At 73.8% G+C, this 18,073-nt stretch carries 13 protein-coding genes and 1 pseudogene; 7 read left to right on the top strand and 7 right to left on the bottom strand.

Annotation, left to right across the window (positions count from 1 at the left end; all coding sequences use genetic code 11):
• Nucleotides 1–102 precede the first annotated feature (102 nt).
• Nucleotides 103–846, bottom strand: coding sequence for an SDR family oxidoreductase (locus ABZZ17_RS38745; protein ID WP_356883877.1), 744 nt, complete (start codon nucleotides 844–846; stop codon nucleotides 103–105).
• A gap of 206 nt (nucleotides 847–1,052) precedes the next feature.
• On the opposite strand from ABZZ17_RS38745, the gene ABZZ17_RS38740 reads away from it, so the two are divergent.
• Nucleotides 1,053–2,129, top strand: coding sequence for an RNA ligase (ATP) (locus ABZZ17_RS38740; RefSeq protein ID WP_356883875.1), 1,077 nt, complete (start codon nucleotides 1,053–1,055; stop codon nucleotides 2,127–2,129).
• A gap of 101 nt (nucleotides 2,130–2,230) precedes the next feature.
• Here ABZZ17_RS38740 and ABZZ17_RS38735 read toward each other — a convergent pair whose 3' ends face one another.
• Together ABZZ17_RS38735 and ABZZ17_RS38730 are read right to left on the bottom strand one after the other, a co-directional pair.
• Nucleotides 2,231–2,740, bottom strand: a complete 510-nt coding sequence (locus ABZZ17_RS38735) for a hypothetical protein (protein ID WP_356883873.1) — start codon at nucleotides 2,738–2,740, stop codon at nucleotides 2,231–2,233.
• Nucleotides 2,737–2,982: a helix-turn-helix transcriptional regulator gene (locus ABZZ17_RS38730; protein ID WP_055639523.1), complete on the bottom strand. Its 246-nt coding sequence runs from the start codon at nucleotides 2,980–2,982 to the stop codon at nucleotides 2,737–2,739. Before ABZZ17_RS38730 ends, ABZZ17_RS38735 begins: the two co-directional genes overlap by 4 nt.
• 96 nt (nucleotides 2,983–3,078) lie before the next feature.
• On the opposite strand from ABZZ17_RS38730, the pseudogene ABZZ17_RS38725 reads away from it, so the two are divergent.
• Nucleotides 3,079–3,186: pseudogene (locus ABZZ17_RS38725) on the top strand (substrate-binding domain-containing protein); the annotation flags it as partial.
• Nucleotides 3,187–3,276: 90 nt separating this feature from the next.
• Here ABZZ17_RS38725 and ABZZ17_RS38720 read toward each other — a convergent pair.
• Nucleotides 3,277–4,602, bottom strand: coding sequence for an ROK family transcriptional regulator (locus ABZZ17_RS38720; protein ID WP_356883871.1), 1,326 nt, complete (start codon nucleotides 4,600–4,602; stop codon nucleotides 3,277–3,279).
• 194 nt (nucleotides 4,603–4,796) lie between these two features.
• On the opposite strand from ABZZ17_RS38720, the gene ABZZ17_RS38715 reads away from it, so the two are divergent.
• The 5 genes from ABZZ17_RS38715 to ABZZ17_RS38695 all read left to right on the top strand — a co-directional run bounded on the left by ABZZ17_RS38715 (nucleotide 4,797) and on the right by ABZZ17_RS38695 (nucleotide 10,476).
• Nucleotides 4,797–6,116 (top strand): sugar ABC transporter substrate-binding protein, encoded by a 1,320-nt coding sequence (locus ABZZ17_RS38715; RefSeq protein ID WP_356883869.1) that lies wholly within the window; start codon nucleotides 4,797–4,799, stop codon nucleotides 6,114–6,116.
• Between the two features lie 10 nt (nucleotides 6,117–6,126).
• Complete coding sequence (locus ABZZ17_RS38710; RefSeq protein WP_356883867.1) at nucleotides 6,127–7,149, top strand: sugar ABC transporter permease; 1,023 nt, start codon at nucleotides 6,127–6,129, stop codon at nucleotides 7,147–7,149.
• Nucleotides 7,139–8,044, top strand: coding sequence for a carbohydrate ABC transporter permease (locus ABZZ17_RS38705; protein WP_356883865.1), 906 nt, complete (start codon nucleotides 7,139–7,141; stop codon nucleotides 8,042–8,044). The genes ABZZ17_RS38710 and ABZZ17_RS38705 overlap by 11 nt, the downstream gene beginning before the upstream one ends.
• Entirely contained in the window at nucleotides 8,041–9,420 is a 1,380-nt protein-coding gene (locus ABZZ17_RS38700; protein WP_356883863.1) for a GH1 family beta-glucosidase, read from the top strand. The genes ABZZ17_RS38705 and ABZZ17_RS38700 overlap by 4 nt, the downstream gene beginning before the upstream one ends.
• Before the next feature lie 138 nt (nucleotides 9,421–9,558).
• Entirely contained in the window at nucleotides 9,559–10,476 is a 918-nt protein-coding gene (locus ABZZ17_RS38695) for an NADP-dependent oxidoreductase (protein WP_356883880.1), read from the top strand.
• 106 nt (nucleotides 10,477–10,582) lie between these two features.
• On the opposite strand, the gene ABZZ17_RS38690 is transcribed toward ABZZ17_RS38695, so the two are convergent.
• The 3 genes from ABZZ17_RS38690 to ABZZ17_RS38680 form a co-directional block, all read right to left on the bottom strand.
• Nucleotides 10,583–12,739: a discoidin domain-containing protein gene (locus ABZZ17_RS38690; protein ID WP_356883861.1), complete on the bottom strand. Its 2,157-nt coding sequence runs from the start codon at nucleotides 12,737–12,739 to the stop codon at nucleotides 10,583–10,585.
• Nucleotides 12,740–13,074: 335 nt separating this feature from the next.
• Nucleotides 13,075–15,987 (bottom strand): poly(A) polymerase, encoded by a 2,913-nt coding sequence (locus tag ABZZ17_RS38685; protein WP_356883859.1) that lies wholly within the window; start codon nucleotides 15,985–15,987, stop codon nucleotides 13,075–13,077.
• A complete protein-coding gene (locus ABZZ17_RS38680; RefSeq protein ID WP_356883879.1) occupies nucleotides 15,987–17,801 on the bottom strand; it encodes an RNA ligase family protein in 1,815 nt (604 codons plus the stop codon). The genes ABZZ17_RS38685 and ABZZ17_RS38680 overlap by 1 nt, the downstream gene beginning before the upstream one ends.
• Nucleotides 17,802–18,073 lie beyond the last annotated feature (272 nt).

The following is an 18,073-nucleotide window of genomic DNA, read 5'->3' as shown; positions in this document are numbered from 1 at the left end:
TTCCGCCCGGCGCACCGAGAGCACGCACCAGACGCCGCAGGGCCGCCCTCCGGGCGACGACGGGAGTTTGACGACAGGCCCTAGTGCCGTGACCGTGCGGGCTCATCTGCCGCCGGACACCCGCAGGATCGCGCCCGTCGTGTACGAGGCGTCCTCGGACAGGAGCCAGGCGATGGCTCCGGCCACCTCGTCGGGCCGCCCCGCCCGCCCCAGCGGGATCCCGGCCGCGGCCCGGGCCGGTCGGTCGGGGTCGCCCATCGCCGCGTGCATGTCGGTCTCGATGATGCCCGGGGACACGCCGTTGACCCGGATCCGGTCCGGTCCGAGCTCCTTGGACAGGCCGACGGTGAGGGTGTCGACACCGGCCTTGGTGGCCGCGTAGTGGACGTAGTCGCCGGGGCTGCCGAGCGTCGCCGCCGCCGAGGAGACGTTCACGATGGCCCCGCCGCCGCCCTCCGCCATGTCCCGGGCGGCCCGGCGGCAGCACAGCAGGTACCCGAGGAGGTTCACCTCCACCACGCGCCGCAGGTCCTCGGCGCGGGCGTCGGCGAGACGGCCCAGCGGACCGGTCACCCCGGCATTGTTCACCAGGCCGGTGACCACCCCGAACTCGGCGCCCGCGATGTCGAAGAGCCGCTCCACGGCACACTCCTCGGAGGTGTCACCGCGTACCGTCACGCAGCGGGCGCCCGCCGCCCGGGCGCGCTCGGCCGTGGACTCCGCGGCGGCCCCGTCGCGGGCGTAGCCGAGCACCAGGTCGTGGCCTTCGCCGGCGAGCCGTACGCAGGTCGCCGCACCGATGCCCCGGCTGCCGCCGGTGACGACCGTGACCGGACGACGTGTCATGTGAACCTCCTGGGGCGGGCCGTGGGCCGCGGCCCCGTGCGGGGGGCCGGGCGCGGCGCAGGCTAACACCCCGATATCCGCTGGACCAGCGTGAATGGCGGCGTGGAGAGTGGTCGGGCGTGGCGGGCCGTCCCCGACGTCCCCCGCCCCGCCCCGCCCGTAGCCGTACCGGTATCCGACCGTGCCGGAACCCGAGGAGCCGCACCATGTCCACCCTGCGCGTGACCGTCGAAGAGCTGACCGTCCACGACCATCCGAACGCCGATGCGCTGGAACTGGCCCAAGTGGGCCTCTACCGCGCCGTCGTCGCCAAAGGCGTCTACCGGACGGGCGACTTGGCCCTCTACATACCCGAACAAGCCGTACTGCCAGCCGAGTTGATCGAGGAGCTGGGTCTGACCGGGCGGCTGGCCGGCAGCGCCGCCGACCGGGTCAAGGCCGTCCGGCTGCGGGGCGAGCTCTCGCAGGGGCTGGTGTGCCGTCCGCGCGCCCTGGACGGCGTGGACCTCGCGTCGGCCGCGCGGGAGGGCGTCGACTTCGCCGGGGCGCTGGGCATCGTCAAGTGGTCCCCGCCCGTCCCGACGACGATGAACGGCGACGTCGAGTCGGCTCCCGATCTGCTGCCCTGGGTGGACGTGGAGAACCTCCAGCGCTACCCGCACATCTTCGAACCCGGTGAGACGGTGGTCCTGACCGAGAAGCTCCACGGCACGGCCTGCCTGCTGACGTACGTCGCCGAGGAGAAGCGGGTCCTCGTGTCCTCGAAGGGCCACGGTTCCAAGGGCCTGGCGCTCAAGGAGGACGAGCGGAACGTGTACTGGCGTGCCGTACGCGGCCATGGCGTACCGGACGTCGCGGCGCGGCTGGCCGAACGGCTGGGCGCGAGCCGGGTCGGCGTCTTCGGGGAGGTGTACGGGGCCGGGGTGCAGGACCTGGCGTACGGGGCGCTGGCGGGGGCCGCCGACGCGCCGCCCGGCTACGCCGTCTTCGACGTGTCGGCGGAGATCGACGGGCAGGTGCGCTGGCTGGACCCGACCGAGGTGCTGGAGGAGGGTGAACTGCCGCTGGTACCCCGGCTGTTCGAGGGGCCGTACGCCCTGGAGACCGTACTGGAGCTGGCCACCGGCCGGGAGACCGTCTCGGGGCGGAGCCTGCACCTGCGCGAGGGCGTCGTCATCCGGCCGGTACCGGAGCGCTACAGCCCCGTGGTCGGCGGCCGCGCCATCGCGAAGGCGGTCAGCCCCGGCTACCTGACGCGCAAGGGCGGTACGGAGTTCGAGTGAGGCCGGTGGCCGGCGGGGCGGAGCCTCAGGGCGCCGCGGTCCGCGGCCCCCGTCCGGCGCGTGAACGCGCCGGACGGGCGGCGTCCGGCCCGTGCCCGGGCCTACGACTCGTCGTCGGTCAGGTCGTCCTGGACCCGCAGCCCCGCCACCCACAGCGGCATCATCCAGTGCACGGCGAGGACGCCGAAGAGCAACGGGGTCGCGGCTGCCTGGAGCGGAGTGTCCGTCAGGGCGCTGTGGGCGCCGGTGCCGAACGCGGCGGCGACCAGCAGCCACAGGGTGATGCGGTGGGCCAGCGCCCGTACCCGGTCGCGCTCGACGAGCTGCCTCTCGTCCAGCATCCGGCCGCGCAGTTCGAGCAGTCCGCGCGTGGCCCCGTTGAGCATGCCGGTGAGCAGGACCCAGGGCAGCAGTGCGACGGCGACCACGACGGCCGGCCCGAGTCCGGGGCCGAAGACCGTGGCGATCCACGCTCCCACCCCGACCGCGGTGAGGGCCATGTGCGTCCCGACCAGCAGTCGGCGGCGTCCCGTCGTGGCATAGACCGCCGCCGCCCGGCGGTCGTTCATCAGGGTGTACATGCGCCGGTCGTAGCGCGTCGTGGTCGTCATTGCTTCCTCCCGTAGACCTCGTCGGTGAGCGGCTGGAACGGCTCCAGGGAGAACAGCGCCTCCACCGGCAGACCGAAGAAACGGGCCACCTTCAGGGCCAGGTCGAGGCTGGGGTTGTACTGCCCGCGCTCGATGTAGCCGATGGTCTGGTAGTGGACGCCCACTGCCTCGGCCAGTGCCTGTCGCGACACCTTCCGCTCGGCGCGGACCACCGCCAGCCTGTTGTGCACCTGCTCGCTCATGTATAAGAAGTACTACATTCAGCAGCGGAAGCACAACATCCGGAACGCCTTACCCGGACGGGGTGTTGTTCGCGACGGACGGCCGCACGGCCCAGGGGGGCCTGCCTGGTGCTGCGGCAATGCCGGCGCCGGACCCCGCAGGACGTGGCGGTGGTCGGCTTCGAAGATTCGAGCGCGGCCAAGGCATCCCGGCCCGGGCTGACTCGACGTCCACCTCGACGGGAGCGCGGCGGAGGCCGCGGGCGGATCAGCCCCGCGTCGGCCCGGCGCCCGCCCCGGGTCCGCTCAGCCCGGTCACGTGGCCGTCGTGCTCCGGACCTCCAGCGCCGTCTGCCAGCCCGGCTGTTCGGGCGGGCGTTCCGGGAGGGTGCGGCGGCCGCCCGCGGCGAAGAAGGCCGACAGGGGGAGCGTCGCCGCGCCCACGGTGACCGCGTCCGGGCCGAGGGAGCCCAGGTCGATGGAGACCCGGGCCGCCGGGTGCCGCAGCGAGTAGCGCGTCGCGTGCTCCCGGACCGCCGGGAGGACGTGCGGGCCCAGCAGCAGGCCGGCCCAGCCGCCGATGAGGATCCGCTCCGGCCGGAACAGGTTGATCAGGTCCGACAGGCCGGCGCCCAGGTACTCCGCCGTCTCCTCCAGGACCTCCAGCGCGAGCGCGTCGCCTCCGTCCGCCGCCGCCAGCAGCGCCGCCAGCGCCTCCTCCTCGTCGATCCCCTCGATCCCTTCGATCCCTTCGGCCTCGTCGGCCCCACCGTTCCCCCGGCCCGGATTCCCGCCCCGCTCCGCCCACCGGGCGAGGACCGACTCCGCCCCGGTGTACGCCTCCAGGCAGCCCCGCGCCCCGCACCGGCAGCGGCGGCCCCCCACGGACACCGTCAAGTGCCCCCACTCCAGGGCGGTGCCCGAGCCGTCGGTGATCAGGCTCGCGCCGACGCCCGACCCGAAGAGGACCACGACCGCCTCCCGTGCGCCCCGGCCCGCCCCGAACCACATCTCGGCCTGGCCCAGGGTCCGCGCGCCGTTGTCGATGAGGTACGGGACCTCCTCCGGGAGGGCCTTCGTCGCGCGGAGCAGCGCTTCCAGCGGTACCGCGTCCCAGCCGATCGTCTGTCCGTGCACCACCGTTCCGCCGGGTGCCTCGCGGTCCACGATGCCCGGGACGCCCACGCCGACACCCAGCAGGCGGTCCGTGCCGACGCCGGCGTCGGCGAGGACGGTGGCGATGCCGGTCCGTACGTGGTCCACGATCGGGCCGACGTCGTAGCAGCCGCGCGGCAGCAACGGCAGTTCGGTGCGGGCCAGTTCGGTCAGGGTGAGGTCGAACAGCTCGACCCGCACCCGGGTTTCGCCGACGTCCACCCCGATCATGTGGGCGCTGCCGGGGGCCACCCGCAGCAGGGTGCGCGGCCGGCCGCCGTCGGAGTCGACGATCCCGGCCTCCTCCAGCAGTCCGTCCGCGACGAGCTCACCGACGACGTTGCTGACGGAGCCCGAGCTCAGCCCGGTCTCGGGCCCCAGTTCCTGCCGGCTCATCGGTCCGCCGAAGTACAACCGCCGTAGGACGGCGCTGCGGTTACCGCGCCGCAGGTCCCGCACCGTACGTCCGCTACGCCCCGTGGTCATCTGGCTCCTTCCGACGTGACTTCGCTCGCAACATACCCCTGCGCGACCCCTTGACGCGACCCTTTCGCGAGGCTTAACTCACGTCCTAAATTAAGGCCTGGACGCAACAGGTGCTGCCGAGGTCACGGGCCGACGACACCCGGGGCCCGGCGTGCCGGCCTTCCCACGACCCTGCCGAAAGGGGCCGATCCGCCATGCGCAGAACCCGAGCCGCTGCCGCCGCCGTGACCGTCTCCCTCCTCGCCGTCACCGCCACCGCCTGCGGCGGCGGCACCGCGGACGGCGGGGGCGGAACCAACACCGCCCCCAAGGAGCTCACCTACTGGGCCTCCAACCAGGGCCCCGACATCGCGGCGGACGAGGCGGCCCTCGGCCCCGAGCTCAAGAAGTTCGAGCAGCAGACCGGCATCAAGGTCAAGCTCGAAGTCGTCCCCTGGTCGGACCTGCTCAACCGGATCCTCGCCGCCACCGCCTCCGGCCAGGGCCCGGACGTCCTCAACATCGGCAACACCTGGTCCTCCTCGCTCCAGGCCACCGGCGCCCTGCTGCCCTGGGACGCCGAGCACTTCGACGCCATCGGGGGCAAGGACCGCTTCGTCGCCTCCGCCATCGGATCGGCCGGCGCCACCGGCCAGGACCCGGCCGCCGTCCCCCTCTACTCCATGTCGTACGCGCTCTACTACAACAAGAAGATGTTCCGGGAAGCGGGCATCGAGAAGCCGCCCGCCACCTGGGACGAGATGGTCACCACCGGCCGGCTGCTGTCCAAGGACGGAAAGTGGGCGCTGGGCGCCGAGGGGGCCAACCTCTCCAACAACATCCACCAGGCCTTCGTCTTCTCCCAGCAGCACGGCGCCGCCTTCTTCGACGCCTCCGGCAAGCCCACCTTCGACAGCCCGGGCAACGTCGAGGCCGTCAAGCAGTACGTCGACCTCATGGCCAAGGACAAGATCATCGCCCCGGGGAACGCCGAGTACGACAAGAACCAGTCCCTCCAGGACTTCGCCAACGGCAGGACCGCGATGGTCCTGTGGCAGAACGCGGCCACCAGCTTCAAGGCCAACGGCATGAAGGACGGCGACTGGGGGGTCGCCCCCGTCCCCGTCCCGGCCGGAGGCACCCCCGGCAGCGGCCGGAACATCAACTCCATGGTCGCCGGGATCAACCTGGCCGTCTTCAGGAACACCGACAACATCGACGGCGCCCTGAAGTTCGTGAAGTTCATGACCAGCGACGAGGAGCAGAAGCTCCTCAACAAGACCTACGGGTCCATCCCGCCGGTCAAGGCAGCCCAGAGCGACCCCGCCTTCGCCACCGACGACCTCACCGTGCTGCGCGAAACCCTCGGCACCAGCGCCGCACCCCTCCCGCAGGTCCCCGAGGAGTCCCAGTTCGAGACCGCCGTGGGCACCGCCGTGAAGGAACTGTTCGCCGAGGCCGCCGCAGGGCACCCCGTCACCACCGAATCGGTGCGGGCGAAGCTCACCAAGGCCCAGCAGCAGATGGCGAACTGAGCCGCCCGCGATGACCGTCTCACCGTCCGCGCCCCCCGCACCGGCCGCGACCCCGCCCCCGCCACCACCCGCGGCCGGCCCGGTGCGGCGCACCGCCCGCCGGGTCCGCCGCGGCGCCCGCGCCCGCCGCGCCGCCCTGCCCTACCTGCTGCTCCTGCCCGCACTCCTCCTCGAACTGCTCGTCCACCTCGTCCCCATGGCGATGGGGATCGTGGCGAGCTTCCGGGAGCTCACCCAGTTCCACATCCGCGACTGGACCGGCGCCCCCTGGACGGGCTTCGACAACTACGAACTCGCCGTCGACGTCGACCGGCCCGTCGGTGAGGCCCTGCTCGGGTCCTTCCTCACGACCTGCCTGTTCACCCTGCTGTCCGTCGGCCTGTGCTGGCTCCTGGGCACCGCAGCCGCCGTGTTCACGCAGGAGCGCTTCCGCGGCCGGGGGTTCCTGCGGGCGCTGTTCCTGGTCCCGTACGCCCTGCCCGTCTACGCGGCCGTCATCACCTGGTCGTTCATGTTCCAGCGGGACAACGGCCTGGTCAACCACGTCCTGCACGACCAGCTCGGCATCGGCGGCGCCGACCACACCTTCTGGCTGCTCGGCGACAACAGCTTCTGGGCCCTGCTCGTCGTCTCCGTCTGGAAGGGCTGGCCGTTCGCCTTCCTCATCGTGACGGCCGCGCTCCAGAACGTCCCCCGGGAGCTGTACGAGGCCGCCGCCCTCGACGGCGCCGGCGTCTGGCAGCAGGTCCGGCGGATCACCCTGCCCTCCGTCGGAGCGGTCAACCAGGTCCTGCTCCTGGTGCTGTTCCTGTGGACCTTCAACGACTTCAACACACCGTTCGTCCTCTTCGGCAAGTCCGCCCCCGAGGCCGCCGACCTGGTCTCCATCCACATCTACCAGTCCAGCTTCGTCACCTGGAACTTCGGCACCGGATCGGCCATGTCCGTGCTGCTGCTGCTCTTCCTGCTGCTGGTCACCGCCGTGTACCTGCTGGTCACCACGCGCGGACGGAGGAAATCCGATGCCCACTGACACGCGAACGCGAACACGAACACGAACGCGAACACGGACGCGGACGCGCAGCCCGCTCGACCCGCCCGCCTCGTTCAGGGCGGTGCGGGCCGTCTTCCTCACCCTGCTCGCCGGCTTCGTGGCGCTGCCCGTCTACGTGATGGTCACCAGCTCCCTCAAGCCCCTGGAGGACGTGGCCGGCCAGTTCCGCTGGATCCCCAGCGGGCTCACCGTCCGTCCGTACGCCGACATCTGGCACACCATCCCGCTCGCCAAGTACTTCCTCAACTCCCTGATCGTCGCCGGCGCCGCCACCGTCCTGTCCGTGGTCATCGCCGTCTTCGCGGCCTACGCCGTCAGCCGCTACCGGTTCCGCGGCAAGCGGGTGTTCACCGTCACCGTGCTGTCCACCCAGATGTTCCCGGGGATCCTCTTCCTCCTGCCGCTTTTCCTGATCTTCGTCAACATCGGCAACACCACGGGCGTCGCCCTCTACGGCTCCCGCGGCGGACTCGTCCTCACCTACCTGACCTTCTCCCTCCCCTTCTCCATCTGGATGCTCATCGGCTACTTCGACTCGGTCCCCCGCGAACTCGACGAAGCCGCCACCGTCGACGGCTGCGGCCCCCTCGGCGCCCTGTTCCGCGTCGTCGTCCCGGCCGCCGTACCCGGCATCGTCGCCGTCGCCGTGTACGCCTTCATGACCGCCTGGGGCGAGGTGCTGTTCGCCTCGGTCATGACCAACGACACCACCCGCACCCTCGCCATCGGCCTCCAGGGCTACTCCACGCAGAACGACGTGTACTGGAACCAGATCATGGCCGCCTCGCTCGTCGTCAGCATCCCCGTCGTCGCCGGATTCCTGCTGCTTCAGCGGTACTTGGTGGCCGGACTCACGGCAGGAGCCGTCAAGTGACCCTTTCCCAAACCCGTTTCGTCACCACCAGCCACGCCGTCGACCTCGCCGCCCTGCCCCGCGACTTCGTCTGGGGCACCGCCACCTCCGCCTACCAGATCGAGGGCGCCGTCGACGAGGACGGCCGCGCCCCCTCCATCTGGGACACCTTCTCCCGCACCCCCGGAGCCGTCGACGGCGGCCACAACGGCGACACCGCCTGCGACCACTACCACCGGTGGCAGGAGGACATCGCCCTCATGAAGGAACTGGGCACCAACGCCTACCGGTTCTCCGTGGCCTGGCCGCGCGTGGTCCCCGGCGGCGACGGCCCGGTCAACGCCAAGGGCCTCGACTTCTACGACCGCCTCGTCGACGGACTCCTCGCCGCCGGCATCGCCCCCTCCGTCACCCTCTACCACTGGGACCTGCCCCAGGCCCTCCAGGACCGCGGCGGCTGGCCCGAACGGGCCACCGCCGAGCACTTCGCCTCGTACGCCGGCCTGGTCGCCGGTCGCCTCGGCGACCGCGTCACCGAGTGGGCCACCCTCAACGAGCCGCTGTGCTCCGCCTGGATCGGCCACCTGGAGGGCAGGATGGCGCCCGGCCTGACCGACCTGACCGCCGCCGTCCGCGCCTCCTACCACCTCCTCCTCGGCCACGGCCTGGCCACCGCCGCCGTCCGCGCCGCCGCCCCCGGCGCGCGGATCGGCATCGTCAACAACCTGTCCACCATCGAACCCGCCACCGCGGGCGACGCCGACCGGGCGGCCGCCCGCCGCATGGACGGCCACGTCAACCGCTGGTGGCTCGACCCCGTCCACGGCCGCGGCTTCCCCGCCGACATGCGCGAGGTGTACGGGGTCGACCTGCCCGAACGCCCCGACGACCTCGACGTCATCGGCGCCCCCCTCGACTGGACCGGCCTCAACTACTACTTCCCGCAGACCGTCACCGCCGACCCGGACGGCCCCGCCCCCCACGCCCGCCAGATCGACCGCCCCGGCGTCCCCCGCACCGGCATGGACTGGGAGGTCGACGCGAGCGGCATCGAAACCCTGCTCATGCGCCTCACCGACGAGTACGGCGCCCGCCGCATCCACGTCACCGAGAACGGCTCCTCCTACCCCGACGCCGTCGCCCCCGACGGCAGCGTCCACGACCCGGAACGCGCCGCCTACCTGACCGCCCACCTCGCCGCCTGCGCCCGCGCCGCCCGCCGCGGCGCCCCCCTCGCCGGCTACTACGCCTGGTCGTTGCTGGACAACTTCGAATGGGCCTACGGCTACGACAAGCGCTTCGGCCTCGTCCACGTGGACTACCCGACCCAGCGGCGCACCGTGAAGTCCAGCGGCCGCCACTACGCGGAGGTGATCGCCGCCCACCGGGCCCGGTGACCGTCCCGCCGGACGCGCCGCGCCGTGCCCGCCCCGCCTGCCGGGTCGGGCACGGCCTTTCGTGGTGGGATGAGGAAGGGAGTGCTTCCACCAGCTCACGGAGAGGCGAGGCGCATGTCCGAGGACATCGAGGGCACCATGCGGGCGATGGCGTACGAGACGTACGGCGGAACGGAGGTGCTCTCCGAGACCCGGCTGCCGGTCCCCAAGGTCGGCCCCGGCGAGGTCCTCGTCCGCGTGCGGTGCGCGTCCGTCAACCCGGTGGACTGGAAGATCATGTCGGGCGGGCTCGACAGCCTGATGGACGTCGCCTACCCCGTCGTCCCCGGCTGGGACGTCGCCGGCACCGTCGAGTGGGTCGGCATCGACACCCCCGAGTTCACGGCCGGGGACGAGGTCATCGCCTACGCCCGCAAGGACTGGGTGCACGGCGGCACCTTCGCCGAGTTCGTCACCGTGCCCGTACGCGCCCTCGCGCCGAAGCCCGCCTCCCTGACCTGGCAGCAGGCCTCGGGACTGCCGCTCGCCGGGCTCACCGCCTTCCAGCTGCTGACCCGCCTCGACACCGGGAAGAGCGACACCGTACTCATCCACGGGGCGGCCGGCGGCGTCGGCTCCCTCGGCGTCCAGATCGCCCGCGCGCTCGGCGCCCGCGTCATCGGCACCGCCTCCCCCCGCAACCACGACCGGCTGCGCGAACTGGGCTGCGAACCCGTCGAGTACGGGGACGGCCTCGCCGACCGGGTCCGCGCCCTCGCCCCCGACGGGGTCAGCGTCGTCGCGGACTTCGTCGGCGGCGTCCTCGACACCACCCGGGCCGTCCTCGCCGAGGGCGGCCGGCACGCCTCCATCGCCGACCAGACGGTCCTCGGCGCCGGGGGCCAGTGGATGTGGGTGCGCCCCGTCGGCTCCGACCTCGCCGCCCTGGGCCGCCTCGCCGACGAGGGCCGCCTCACCGTCACCGTCGCCGAGACCTTCCCGCTCTCCGAACTCGCGGCCGCCTTCGCCCTCAGCCAGGCCGGCCACACCGCCGGCAAGATCGTCATCGAGGTCTGAGCGGCACGGCGGTCCCCGCCCGCGACACCTTGAGGGCGTGCGCCCTCCCGTACGCGGACGGGGCGGCCCGCCGGCCGCCCCGTCCGCTCCGGGGGTCAGGGGCGGATCAGGGGAACGAGAGCACGGTCGAAGGGACGGTCGAGGTACCGGAGGTGGGCGCGCCGGTGCCGTTGACGACGTGCTCGTACTGGCCGTTGCCGCCGAGCGAGACCACCAGCAGGTCGTGGAACCTCACTCCGGGCTTCACCGGCGTCTGGAAGCCGTGATCCTGACGGATCGTCGGGTCGACGTTGTAGTAGCAGTAGCTGCCCAGGCCCCAGCCCTCGTGGGTGTTCACCGAGTCGGCCACCTTGTAGGCCGCGTAGCCCTTGACGGAACCGTTCTGGATCGCGGCCTGGTTGGGCGCGTCGTACGCCTTCTCGTTCTGGAAGAAGATCGTGCGGCCGCGCTCGCCGTTCCACTCCACGTCGTACTTGTTGAAGTGCTCGACGAACAGCCCGGTGGCCAGCACGTCGTCCCCGTTGACGCGGAACCCGTAGTCGGAGCGGTTGGTCTCCCAGCCCACCCCGTCCCCGTGGTCGGCCCGCCAGATCCAGGTGTGGTCGACGATCGTGTCGTGGCTGTTGACCACCATGCCGAGCGTCGCCTTGCCCGCGCCCGCGCCGCCGACCCGGATGAACACGTCCTGCACGGTCGTCGGGTTCGCCGCGTGGTCCGTGGCGGCGCCCGCCGGGCCGACCTCCAGCAGGGTGGGCGAGTTGACCGGGCCCGCGTCGACGAGGAAGCCCGCCAGCCGCACCCCGTCCACGTCGGCGACCTTCATCGCGGTCACCCCGTTGTCCGGGACGATCGTCGCGAGGCCGAGGCCCAGCACCACCGTGTCCGGGCGGTTCACCTGGATGGTGCGGTCCACGTGGTAGACCCCGGGCGTGAACAGCAGGTGCAGGCCCTGGGCCAGCGCCTGGTTGATCGTCGCCGCGGTCGCACCCGGCTTGACCACGTAGAACCGGCTGAGCGGCACCGAGGTGCCCTGCGGCGCGCCGCCGCCCCAGGAGGTGCCGCGAGCGTTCACGCGCTTCGCCGGCACGAAGACCTTGTACTCGGCCCCGTCCAGGTACAGGAAGGGCTTCTCCCGCGAGACGGGCGTGGTGTCGAGGGTGGTGTAGGGCGGGTTCGGGTACGACTGCGCCGGCGCGCCCTGGGTCCCGGAGAACACCTGGTTCCACACCGCGTTGGACCAGCCGCCGATCGAGCTGTCCCGGGTGTACCACTGCTGCTGCGAGTAGTTGCCGACCTGCCCGTCGATCTTGGAGTCGGCGATGTAGCCGCCCGACGCCCAGCCGTAGCCGTTCGGAGCCAGGTTGAGGCCGCCCTTCACGTGCATCCGGCGGAAGGGCGCGGCCTGCGAGACGGCCCAGCGGTTGGTGCCGTTCACCGGGTTGAGCGCGAGGTTCTCGGCCGAACGCCAGAAGTTCTGGGTGGCGTTGCCGCCGAACCAGCCGGCGTCGACGGTCACGTCCCCGTTGATGGTGGTGTCGTCGGGGTTCAGCCCCAGGCCCGAGACGGAGGTGTAGAAGCCGATCTGGGCGTTGAGACCGTTGTAGGTGCCCGGCTTGAAGAGGAACTGGTAGCGGCCGGAGCCGAACTGCGCCGACTCCTGCTGCGCGAAGACCTGGTCCAGCCGGCCCTGGATGTTCGGCGTCGACGGGTCGAAGACGATCACGTTGGGGCCGAGGTCGCCGCCGCCGGGGATGACCGGGCCGCTGCCGTCGGTGCCGTACACCTGGAACTCCCACAGCGAGTAGCCGTAGCCGGTGGTGCGCTCGGTGCCGTACATCCGCACGTACCGGGCGGTGCCGGTGATGTCGTGCGTCGCGGTCCCGCCCGCTCCGGCGGAGGCCGAGTACGCGGTGGACCAGTTGGCGCCGTCGGTGGACAGCTCGATCCGGTACGCCTTGGCGGCGGCCGCCTCCCAGCGCAGCACCACCTGGCTGAGCTGCGCGGGCGCGCCGAGGTCGACCTGTATCCACTGCGGGTCGGCGAACTGGCTGGACCAGCGGGTGCCGTTGTCGCCGTCGACGGCCGCGGCGGCCGGGGTGCCGGCGCCCTCGACGCTGGAGGCGGTGGCGGGCCTGCCCTGGGAGAGGAGCGTGGGCGCCGCCGTGGCGGCGGTGCCGGGGAGCAGCACGAGCAGGGCCGCGACCAGTGCGGCGGCGAGGGCCGCGGCGGTGAGTCGTGGCGGGTGATCGGAGAGGCGTGGCATGGGGGGCACTCCTGACGTCTTGGATCCGGGGGGATCGAAGCGTGAGTGAACTGCCCGCCACGGGGGCCGTCAAGGGGTTGGGCGTTCATGAAACGAAGGCCGAATGGTGTGTCAATTGCCGGTCAGGCCTGTGAACTTGGGGTTTCTTCAATCCTTGTGAAAAGTGTTGACGAAAAATCCCGACGAGGCTCTACTGATGCTCCTGACCGCTCCGTTCCGCCGTGCCCGCTGAGGCGGGACGGAGCTCCGGGCAGGCGGACGGCCTTCGGGAAGTGTCCGCACCGGGGAGGCGGACGGCGCCGTGCGTTCGATACTCGTCGCCGTCCGGCGGCCCGTCAGATCAGGTCCGGCACCTCGCCGCAGGCGGCCCGGCCGACCTCGACCCCGGGCAGCGATGCGGACCACGCGGCCCCGACGCCGTCCAGCCGGTCCGCGTCCGGCGGCGCGCAGCCCAGCCCGACCGCGTAGCGGGCCAGCGTGGCCGTCAGCTCGAAGGGGCGGGGCCAGGCGTGCGCGTCGGCCACCCCGGCCTCCTCCAGCGCGCCGAGCAGGGCCCGCATCCGGCCCCGGGCCCGCCCCAGGTTCTCCTCGAACTCCCCGGGCGCCTCACCCCGTACGGTCACCACGGCCCAGGCCGCGTGCCGCCGGTGCAGCGGCGGGGCGCACAGCAGCCCCTCGAAGCCGTCCGGCTCCGCCTCCAGCACCTCCCAGGCCCGGTACAGCTCCCGCACCAGCAGGTCCCGCAGCCCGGCCCCGACCTGAGCGGTACAGCTGCGCACCGGCTCCGACGGGGTCAGTACGGTGACCGGCGCGGGGCCGGATCTGCTCCCCGGCCCCGCCGGACCGGACGGCAGGAGCTCCACCGGCTCCTTCCAGTCCCAGGCGGCCCACGTCCCGAAGAACTCCCGCCGCAGCGCCGCCGGCTCCAGGTCCCGGGCCGTCCGGACGGTCCGCGCGGCCAGCACCGCCCAGGCCAGCCCCGGCAGTCCGCCGAAGGGAGCCGAGTCCAGACCCCGCGCCCGAGCCCAGGCCTTCACCTCCAGCGCCAGCCGGGAGAAGGCGGCGGCGCCCTCCGCGCCCACGGACTCCCGTACGGCGTCCGCGTCGCCGAGCGCGCTCAGCGCCACCGCGGCGGCCTCGCCCAGCTCCGCCCGTCGTACGACGGCCTCCGCCGGGTCGGTGCCGCCGGTGGCGACCACCACCAGGTCGACGTCCCGCTGCCCGAGGCGAAACCGCAGCCCCGGCACCCGAGCCCCCGTCACCTCCCGTAGCCGCACGGCCTCCGGCAGAGCGGCCGCCACCCGCTCCCGCAGCCCGGCGCGGCCCGGCCCGCCCGGCACCAGCGCGACCAGGTCCAGATCGGCCCACGGCGGAGCGCACCCCATCCGCCGCGACCCGGCGACCCGCACCACCGCGCCGTCCCCGAGGGCCGTGGCCACCCGCTCCACGACCTCCGCCGTGGGCAGCAGCCGCTCCTCCCGGGCGGCCCGCTCCGGCCAGGTCGCCTCCTGCGGGCCCGTACGGTAGGCGGCCAGGGGCGATGCCTCGTGCAGCGTGCGCACCTCGCCCGTGCCCAGTTCCACCGTCGCCCGGACCTCCATCGGCCCCGCGCCGCGCCGCGACAGCACCGCGAGCCGCCCGACCGGCGCGCTGCGCCCGCCCGCGAGCCGCGCGGTGAACTCCCGCTCCGCACGCCGCGGATCCCGGCTCCGCCCCAGCGTCAGGTGCGGGGTGTAGCCGCCGGCGCGGCCGGGCCCGGCGCACCCGGGGAAGCGTTCCGCCAACGCCCGCCGCAGCGCCTGCCACGCGGTGTCCCCGTCGGCCGCCGGGTCCAGCCACACGGTGGCCTCCTCCCGGTGCCCGAAGGCGTGCACGCCCTCCAGCCGGGCGGTGAACGGCGCCGTCCCGGCCGCGACGTCGCCCAGCAGCGGCAGCGCCCCGTCGAAGGAGGACTCCGGTACGAAGCCGAACAGCAGGTTCACGTGCGCGGGCCACCGGCCGTACGCCGGGTCGTGCCGCCGCCGCAGCTCCGCCACCGCCGGGTCCTCCGGGGGCAGCCAGGCCACCGCCGTCCGCGCGGTCGCCGGTACGCCGAGCCGCGCGGGCCCCGCGTCCGGCGTCCCGTACTCCAGCGTCCCGTACTCCAGCGTCGCCTCCACCCCGTAGTGGTCCGAGATGAACAGCCCCTCCGGGGCGGGGGAGTCGCCCCGCAGCGCGGCCGCCGCCACCCGCGCGGCCGACGACCGCAGCAGGATCCGGTCCAGGCGGCCCGGCCGGCCCGTCAGGGAGCCCACCGCGGCCAGCGGGTTGCCGACGGGGTCGAAGGTCGGGGTGTCGTCGCCGGCCCCGTGCACCTCGCTCCACGCGTCCCGCAGCCCCAGCGCGGCGGCCGGCCCCTCGGCCCCGGACCGGCCGTCGTTGAAGTCGCCGAGCAGCGCCAGGTCCGCTTCGAGACCGGCCGTCCCCTCGGCGATCCGCGCCAGTTGGACCGCGCGCAGCGCGGCGCCGTTCTCGGTGTGGTCGCTGGTCAGGTGCGTCGCGGCGACGACGAGCGGCCCGGCGGCGGTGTCCACGGTGACGGCGGCGACCGCCTTGTGCCGCCGCAGCACGTGCAGCCCCGCCTCCCGCACCGGCAGCCGGCTGAGGATCAGCAGCCCGCAGCCCGGCACGTCCCCGCCGTGCGGATCGGTGCCCAGGGTGTACCCCGCCCTCACCCACGGCGCGGCCAGCACCAGTGCCAGCAGGGCCGGTTCGACCTCCTGGAGCGCGATCACGTCGGCGTCGGCGGCCTCCAGGTCGGCCAGCAGCAGCGGCCTGCGCCGCGCGGTGGCGATGAGCGGGGCGTCGTAGCGGTCCCACAGGGTGTTCCAGGACAGCAGCCGGACCCGGGCCGGAGCCGCGGCGACGGGCTCGGCCCGAACCGGCCGCCAGGCGCCGCCGCCCGCGGGGTCCCACGCGTGCGGGGTGCGGGCGGCGAAGAAGGGGGCGTCCAGCAGACGCCGTTCACGGACCCGCCCCGCCGGGGTCGTGTCGATCACGTCCACCCCGGTCGCGCGGTCCCACACCAGCTCGCCGTCCGCCTCGACGAACAGCACCCGGTGCCAGGGGATGTCGCCGCCCGGCACGAAGGAGGGCAGCGGGACCCGCTTGGGGGCGGCGCCGCGCTGGAGCAGGCCGAGCGTGAACCGCGCCGGATCGAACCGCGGGTCCCAGCGGACCTGGTGGTAGAGCTCCTCACTGGTACGCATCAGACGTCCTCCCCCGTGTCGCCGGCGCCGTCGCCGCGCGTCTCGTCCCGCGGGCCCGCGCCGCCGGCCGTGTCCTCGACCGTGCCGCCCGCTCCGACGTACCAGGTCCGGTGCGCCTGGCCCGGATAGGGCGGGCTGAACCGGCGCAGCTGCCCGGTGAGGACGGCCTCCGGTACGGGATGCTGCCGCACGGCGTTGCGCCGCAACAGCTCCGCCTCCCCGACCAGCACCACCGCGTGGGTGACCAGCGCGTCGCGGCGGTGTGCCACGGCCCCGGCCAGGCCGCGCTGCTGCTCGGTCAGCGAGGTGGCGTCCCAGACCACCGTCCCGCCCGCGGCCAGGGCCCGGTCCAGCCGGTCCAGGCCCTCGCGCAGCACTTCCGGATTGGCCCGCTGGTCGGCCCGCGAGCCCCGGGCCGCGCGCAGGTCGTCGAGACCGACGTACGCGTCCACCCCCGGCAGGGTCCGCGCGAAGGTGCTCTTGCCGCTGCCCGAAGGCCCGCACAACTGCACCAGCCGCGGTCGGGACGCGGCGTCGCGCCAGCGCCAGGTCGCCGCGACGGCCTCCTCGGGGGTGGAGATCCCGCCCCGTCCGAAGGCCTCGCGGGCCTCCGCCCAGCACCGGTCCGCCGCGTCCGCGTCCAGGCCCGCCAGGGCCCGCCGCAGTCCCTCGCGGAGCGCGCCCAGCGGGTCCGGGCCGAGCAGCCCCGCCTCCTCCGCGTACAGCGCGGACCACTCCGCGCACTCCCGCGCCCCCGCGTCACCGTCGGACCCGGGGGAGTCGGAGGAGCCGGGGGAGTCGGGGGAGCCGGGTACCGAGAGCGCCAGCGCGTGCAGCACCCCGAGGTCGGCGGCCGCCGCCATGCGGACCAGCCCGGCCCGCCGCCGCTCGTCCGGGAACGGCCGCCGCAGGGCCGGGTACAGCCCCACCAGGTCCGCCACCCGGCGCGCCGCCGCCATGCCGAGCGGGCCCCCGGCCAGCCGCGCCGCGAGGGCCGCGCGGGGTTCCCGGTGCAGGACCGCGGCCAGCACGCCCGTCAGCCGGGCCTCCCCGGTCCGGCCCGCCGCGTCGAGCCGGGCGGCCGTGTCGGCGGCGGCCTCCCGCGCCCCGGGCGCCGGTCGCGGCTCCATGCCGAGCGCACCGAGCAGCCCGGGGACGTCCGGCGCCGCGCCCGAAGCGGCCGCCCACAGCGGAGCCGCCGGGCCGAGCCCGTTCGGCACCACCGGGGCGTACATCCAGTGGGTGTCGGTCTGCACGTGACCGCCCCGGACCCACTTGGCCACGTAGCGGCCGAAGTCCTCGCGTCCGAAGCCCGCCACGGTCCGTACGACGTAGCCCTCCTGACGGCTGGTGTCGAGACGCAGCCGGCGCAGCGCGCGTTCGTCGTAGACGCCGCGCCACAGCACGCGCGGGGAGGGCACGCCGAGACGGCGCAGGAATCGCACGGTCCGGTCCCAGTCCAGGCAGTGGTCGCCGTCCCACACCGAGAACCCGTAGAACCAGCTGTCCAGGTCCTCGTAGGCCAGCGAGTGACGGGCGTACACGTTCTCGCCGCACACCCGCCAGCCGTCGGGGATCCCGGCGCCGATCCGGCCCTGGAGGCCCTTCACCCAGGCCCGGGAGGGGTGGTGCGCCGCATCGAGCGAGCGCGCGTGCAGGCCGTCCGCGTACAGGGTGGTGTTCTCCCCGTCGAGCTTCTCGGTGACCACCACCTCGCGCCCGGCCAGCGCCGAGGGCCCGGAGGCCCGTACGTCGTCCGAGGACGCACCGGGGGACCAGGGCAGATGCGCCGTACGGGGGTAGTGGGTGCGCATGGCGGGCTCCTGGTCGGCGGCGGGGTGTCCGGTCACTCTAGGTATCCGGATCGGGCGGATCCACCCGATTTACCGCCGTGCACGGGGCGTTCGGCTCAGCCGGCGCCCTCCGGGACGGCCACCGCCGGCCGTCCGCCCGCCGGGAACACCAGCCGTCCCGGCCGGGCCCCCGGTCACGGCCCTAGGGCCTGTCGTCAAACTCCCGTCTGCCCCGCGACGCCTGGCACGCGCTCTCGCCGCACCGGGCGAAAGCCAAGTACGTCCAGTACGCG

It is taken from the genome of Streptomyces sp. NPDC006512 (assembly GCF_040611935.1).
Taxonomy (GTDB): Bacteria; Actinomycetota; Actinomycetes; order Streptomycetales; family Streptomycetaceae; genus Streptomyces.
This window is presented reverse-complemented; position numbering and strand designations above follow the sequence as displayed.

Excerpts from the sequence above, each read along its gene's own strand:
- ABZZ17_RS38745 (WP_356883877.1), bottom strand. The coding sequence starts at position 846 with ATGACACGTCGTCCGGTCACGGTCGTCACCGGCGGCAGCCGGGGCATC.
- ABZZ17_RS38740 (WP_356883875.1), top strand. The coding sequence starts at position 1,053 with ATGTCCACCCTGCGCGTGACCGTCGAAGAGCTGACCGTCCACGACCAT.
- ABZZ17_RS38735 (WP_356883873.1), bottom strand. The coding sequence starts at position 2,740 with ATGACGACCACGACGCGCTACGACCGGCGCATGTACACCCTGATGAAC.
- ABZZ17_RS38730 (WP_055639523.1), bottom strand. The coding sequence starts at position 2,982 with ATGAGCGAGCAGGTGCACAACAGGCTGGCGGTGGTCCGCGCCGAGCGG.
- ABZZ17_RS38720 (WP_356883871.1), bottom strand. The coding sequence starts at position 4,602 with ATGACCACGGGGCGTAGCGGACGTACGGTGCGGGACCTGCGGCGCGGT.
- ABZZ17_RS38715 (WP_356883869.1), top strand. The coding sequence starts at position 4,797 with ATGCGCAGAACCCGAGCCGCTGCCGCCGCCGTGACCGTCTCCCTCCTC.
- ABZZ17_RS38710 (WP_356883867.1), top strand. The coding sequence starts at position 6,127 with ATGACCGTCTCACCGTCCGCGCCCCCCGCACCGGCCGCGACCCCGCCC.
- ABZZ17_RS38705 (WP_356883865.1), top strand. The coding sequence starts at position 7,139 with ATGCCCACTGACACGCGAACGCGAACACGAACACGAACGCGAACACGG.
- ABZZ17_RS38695 (WP_356883880.1), top strand. The coding sequence starts at position 9,559 with ATGCGGGCGATGGCGTACGAGACGTACGGCGGAACGGAGGTGCTCTCC.
- ABZZ17_RS38690 (WP_356883861.1), bottom strand. The coding sequence starts at position 12,739 with ATGCCACGCCTCTCCGATCACCCGCCACGACTCACCGCCGCGGCCCTC.
- ABZZ17_RS38685 (WP_356883859.1), bottom strand. The coding sequence starts at position 15,987 with ATGCGTACCAGTGAGGAGCTCTACCACCAGGTCCGCTGGGACCCGCGG.
- ABZZ17_RS38680 (WP_356883879.1), bottom strand. The coding sequence starts at position 17,801 with ATGCGCACCCACTACCCCCGTACGGCGCATCTGCCCTGGTCCCCCGGT.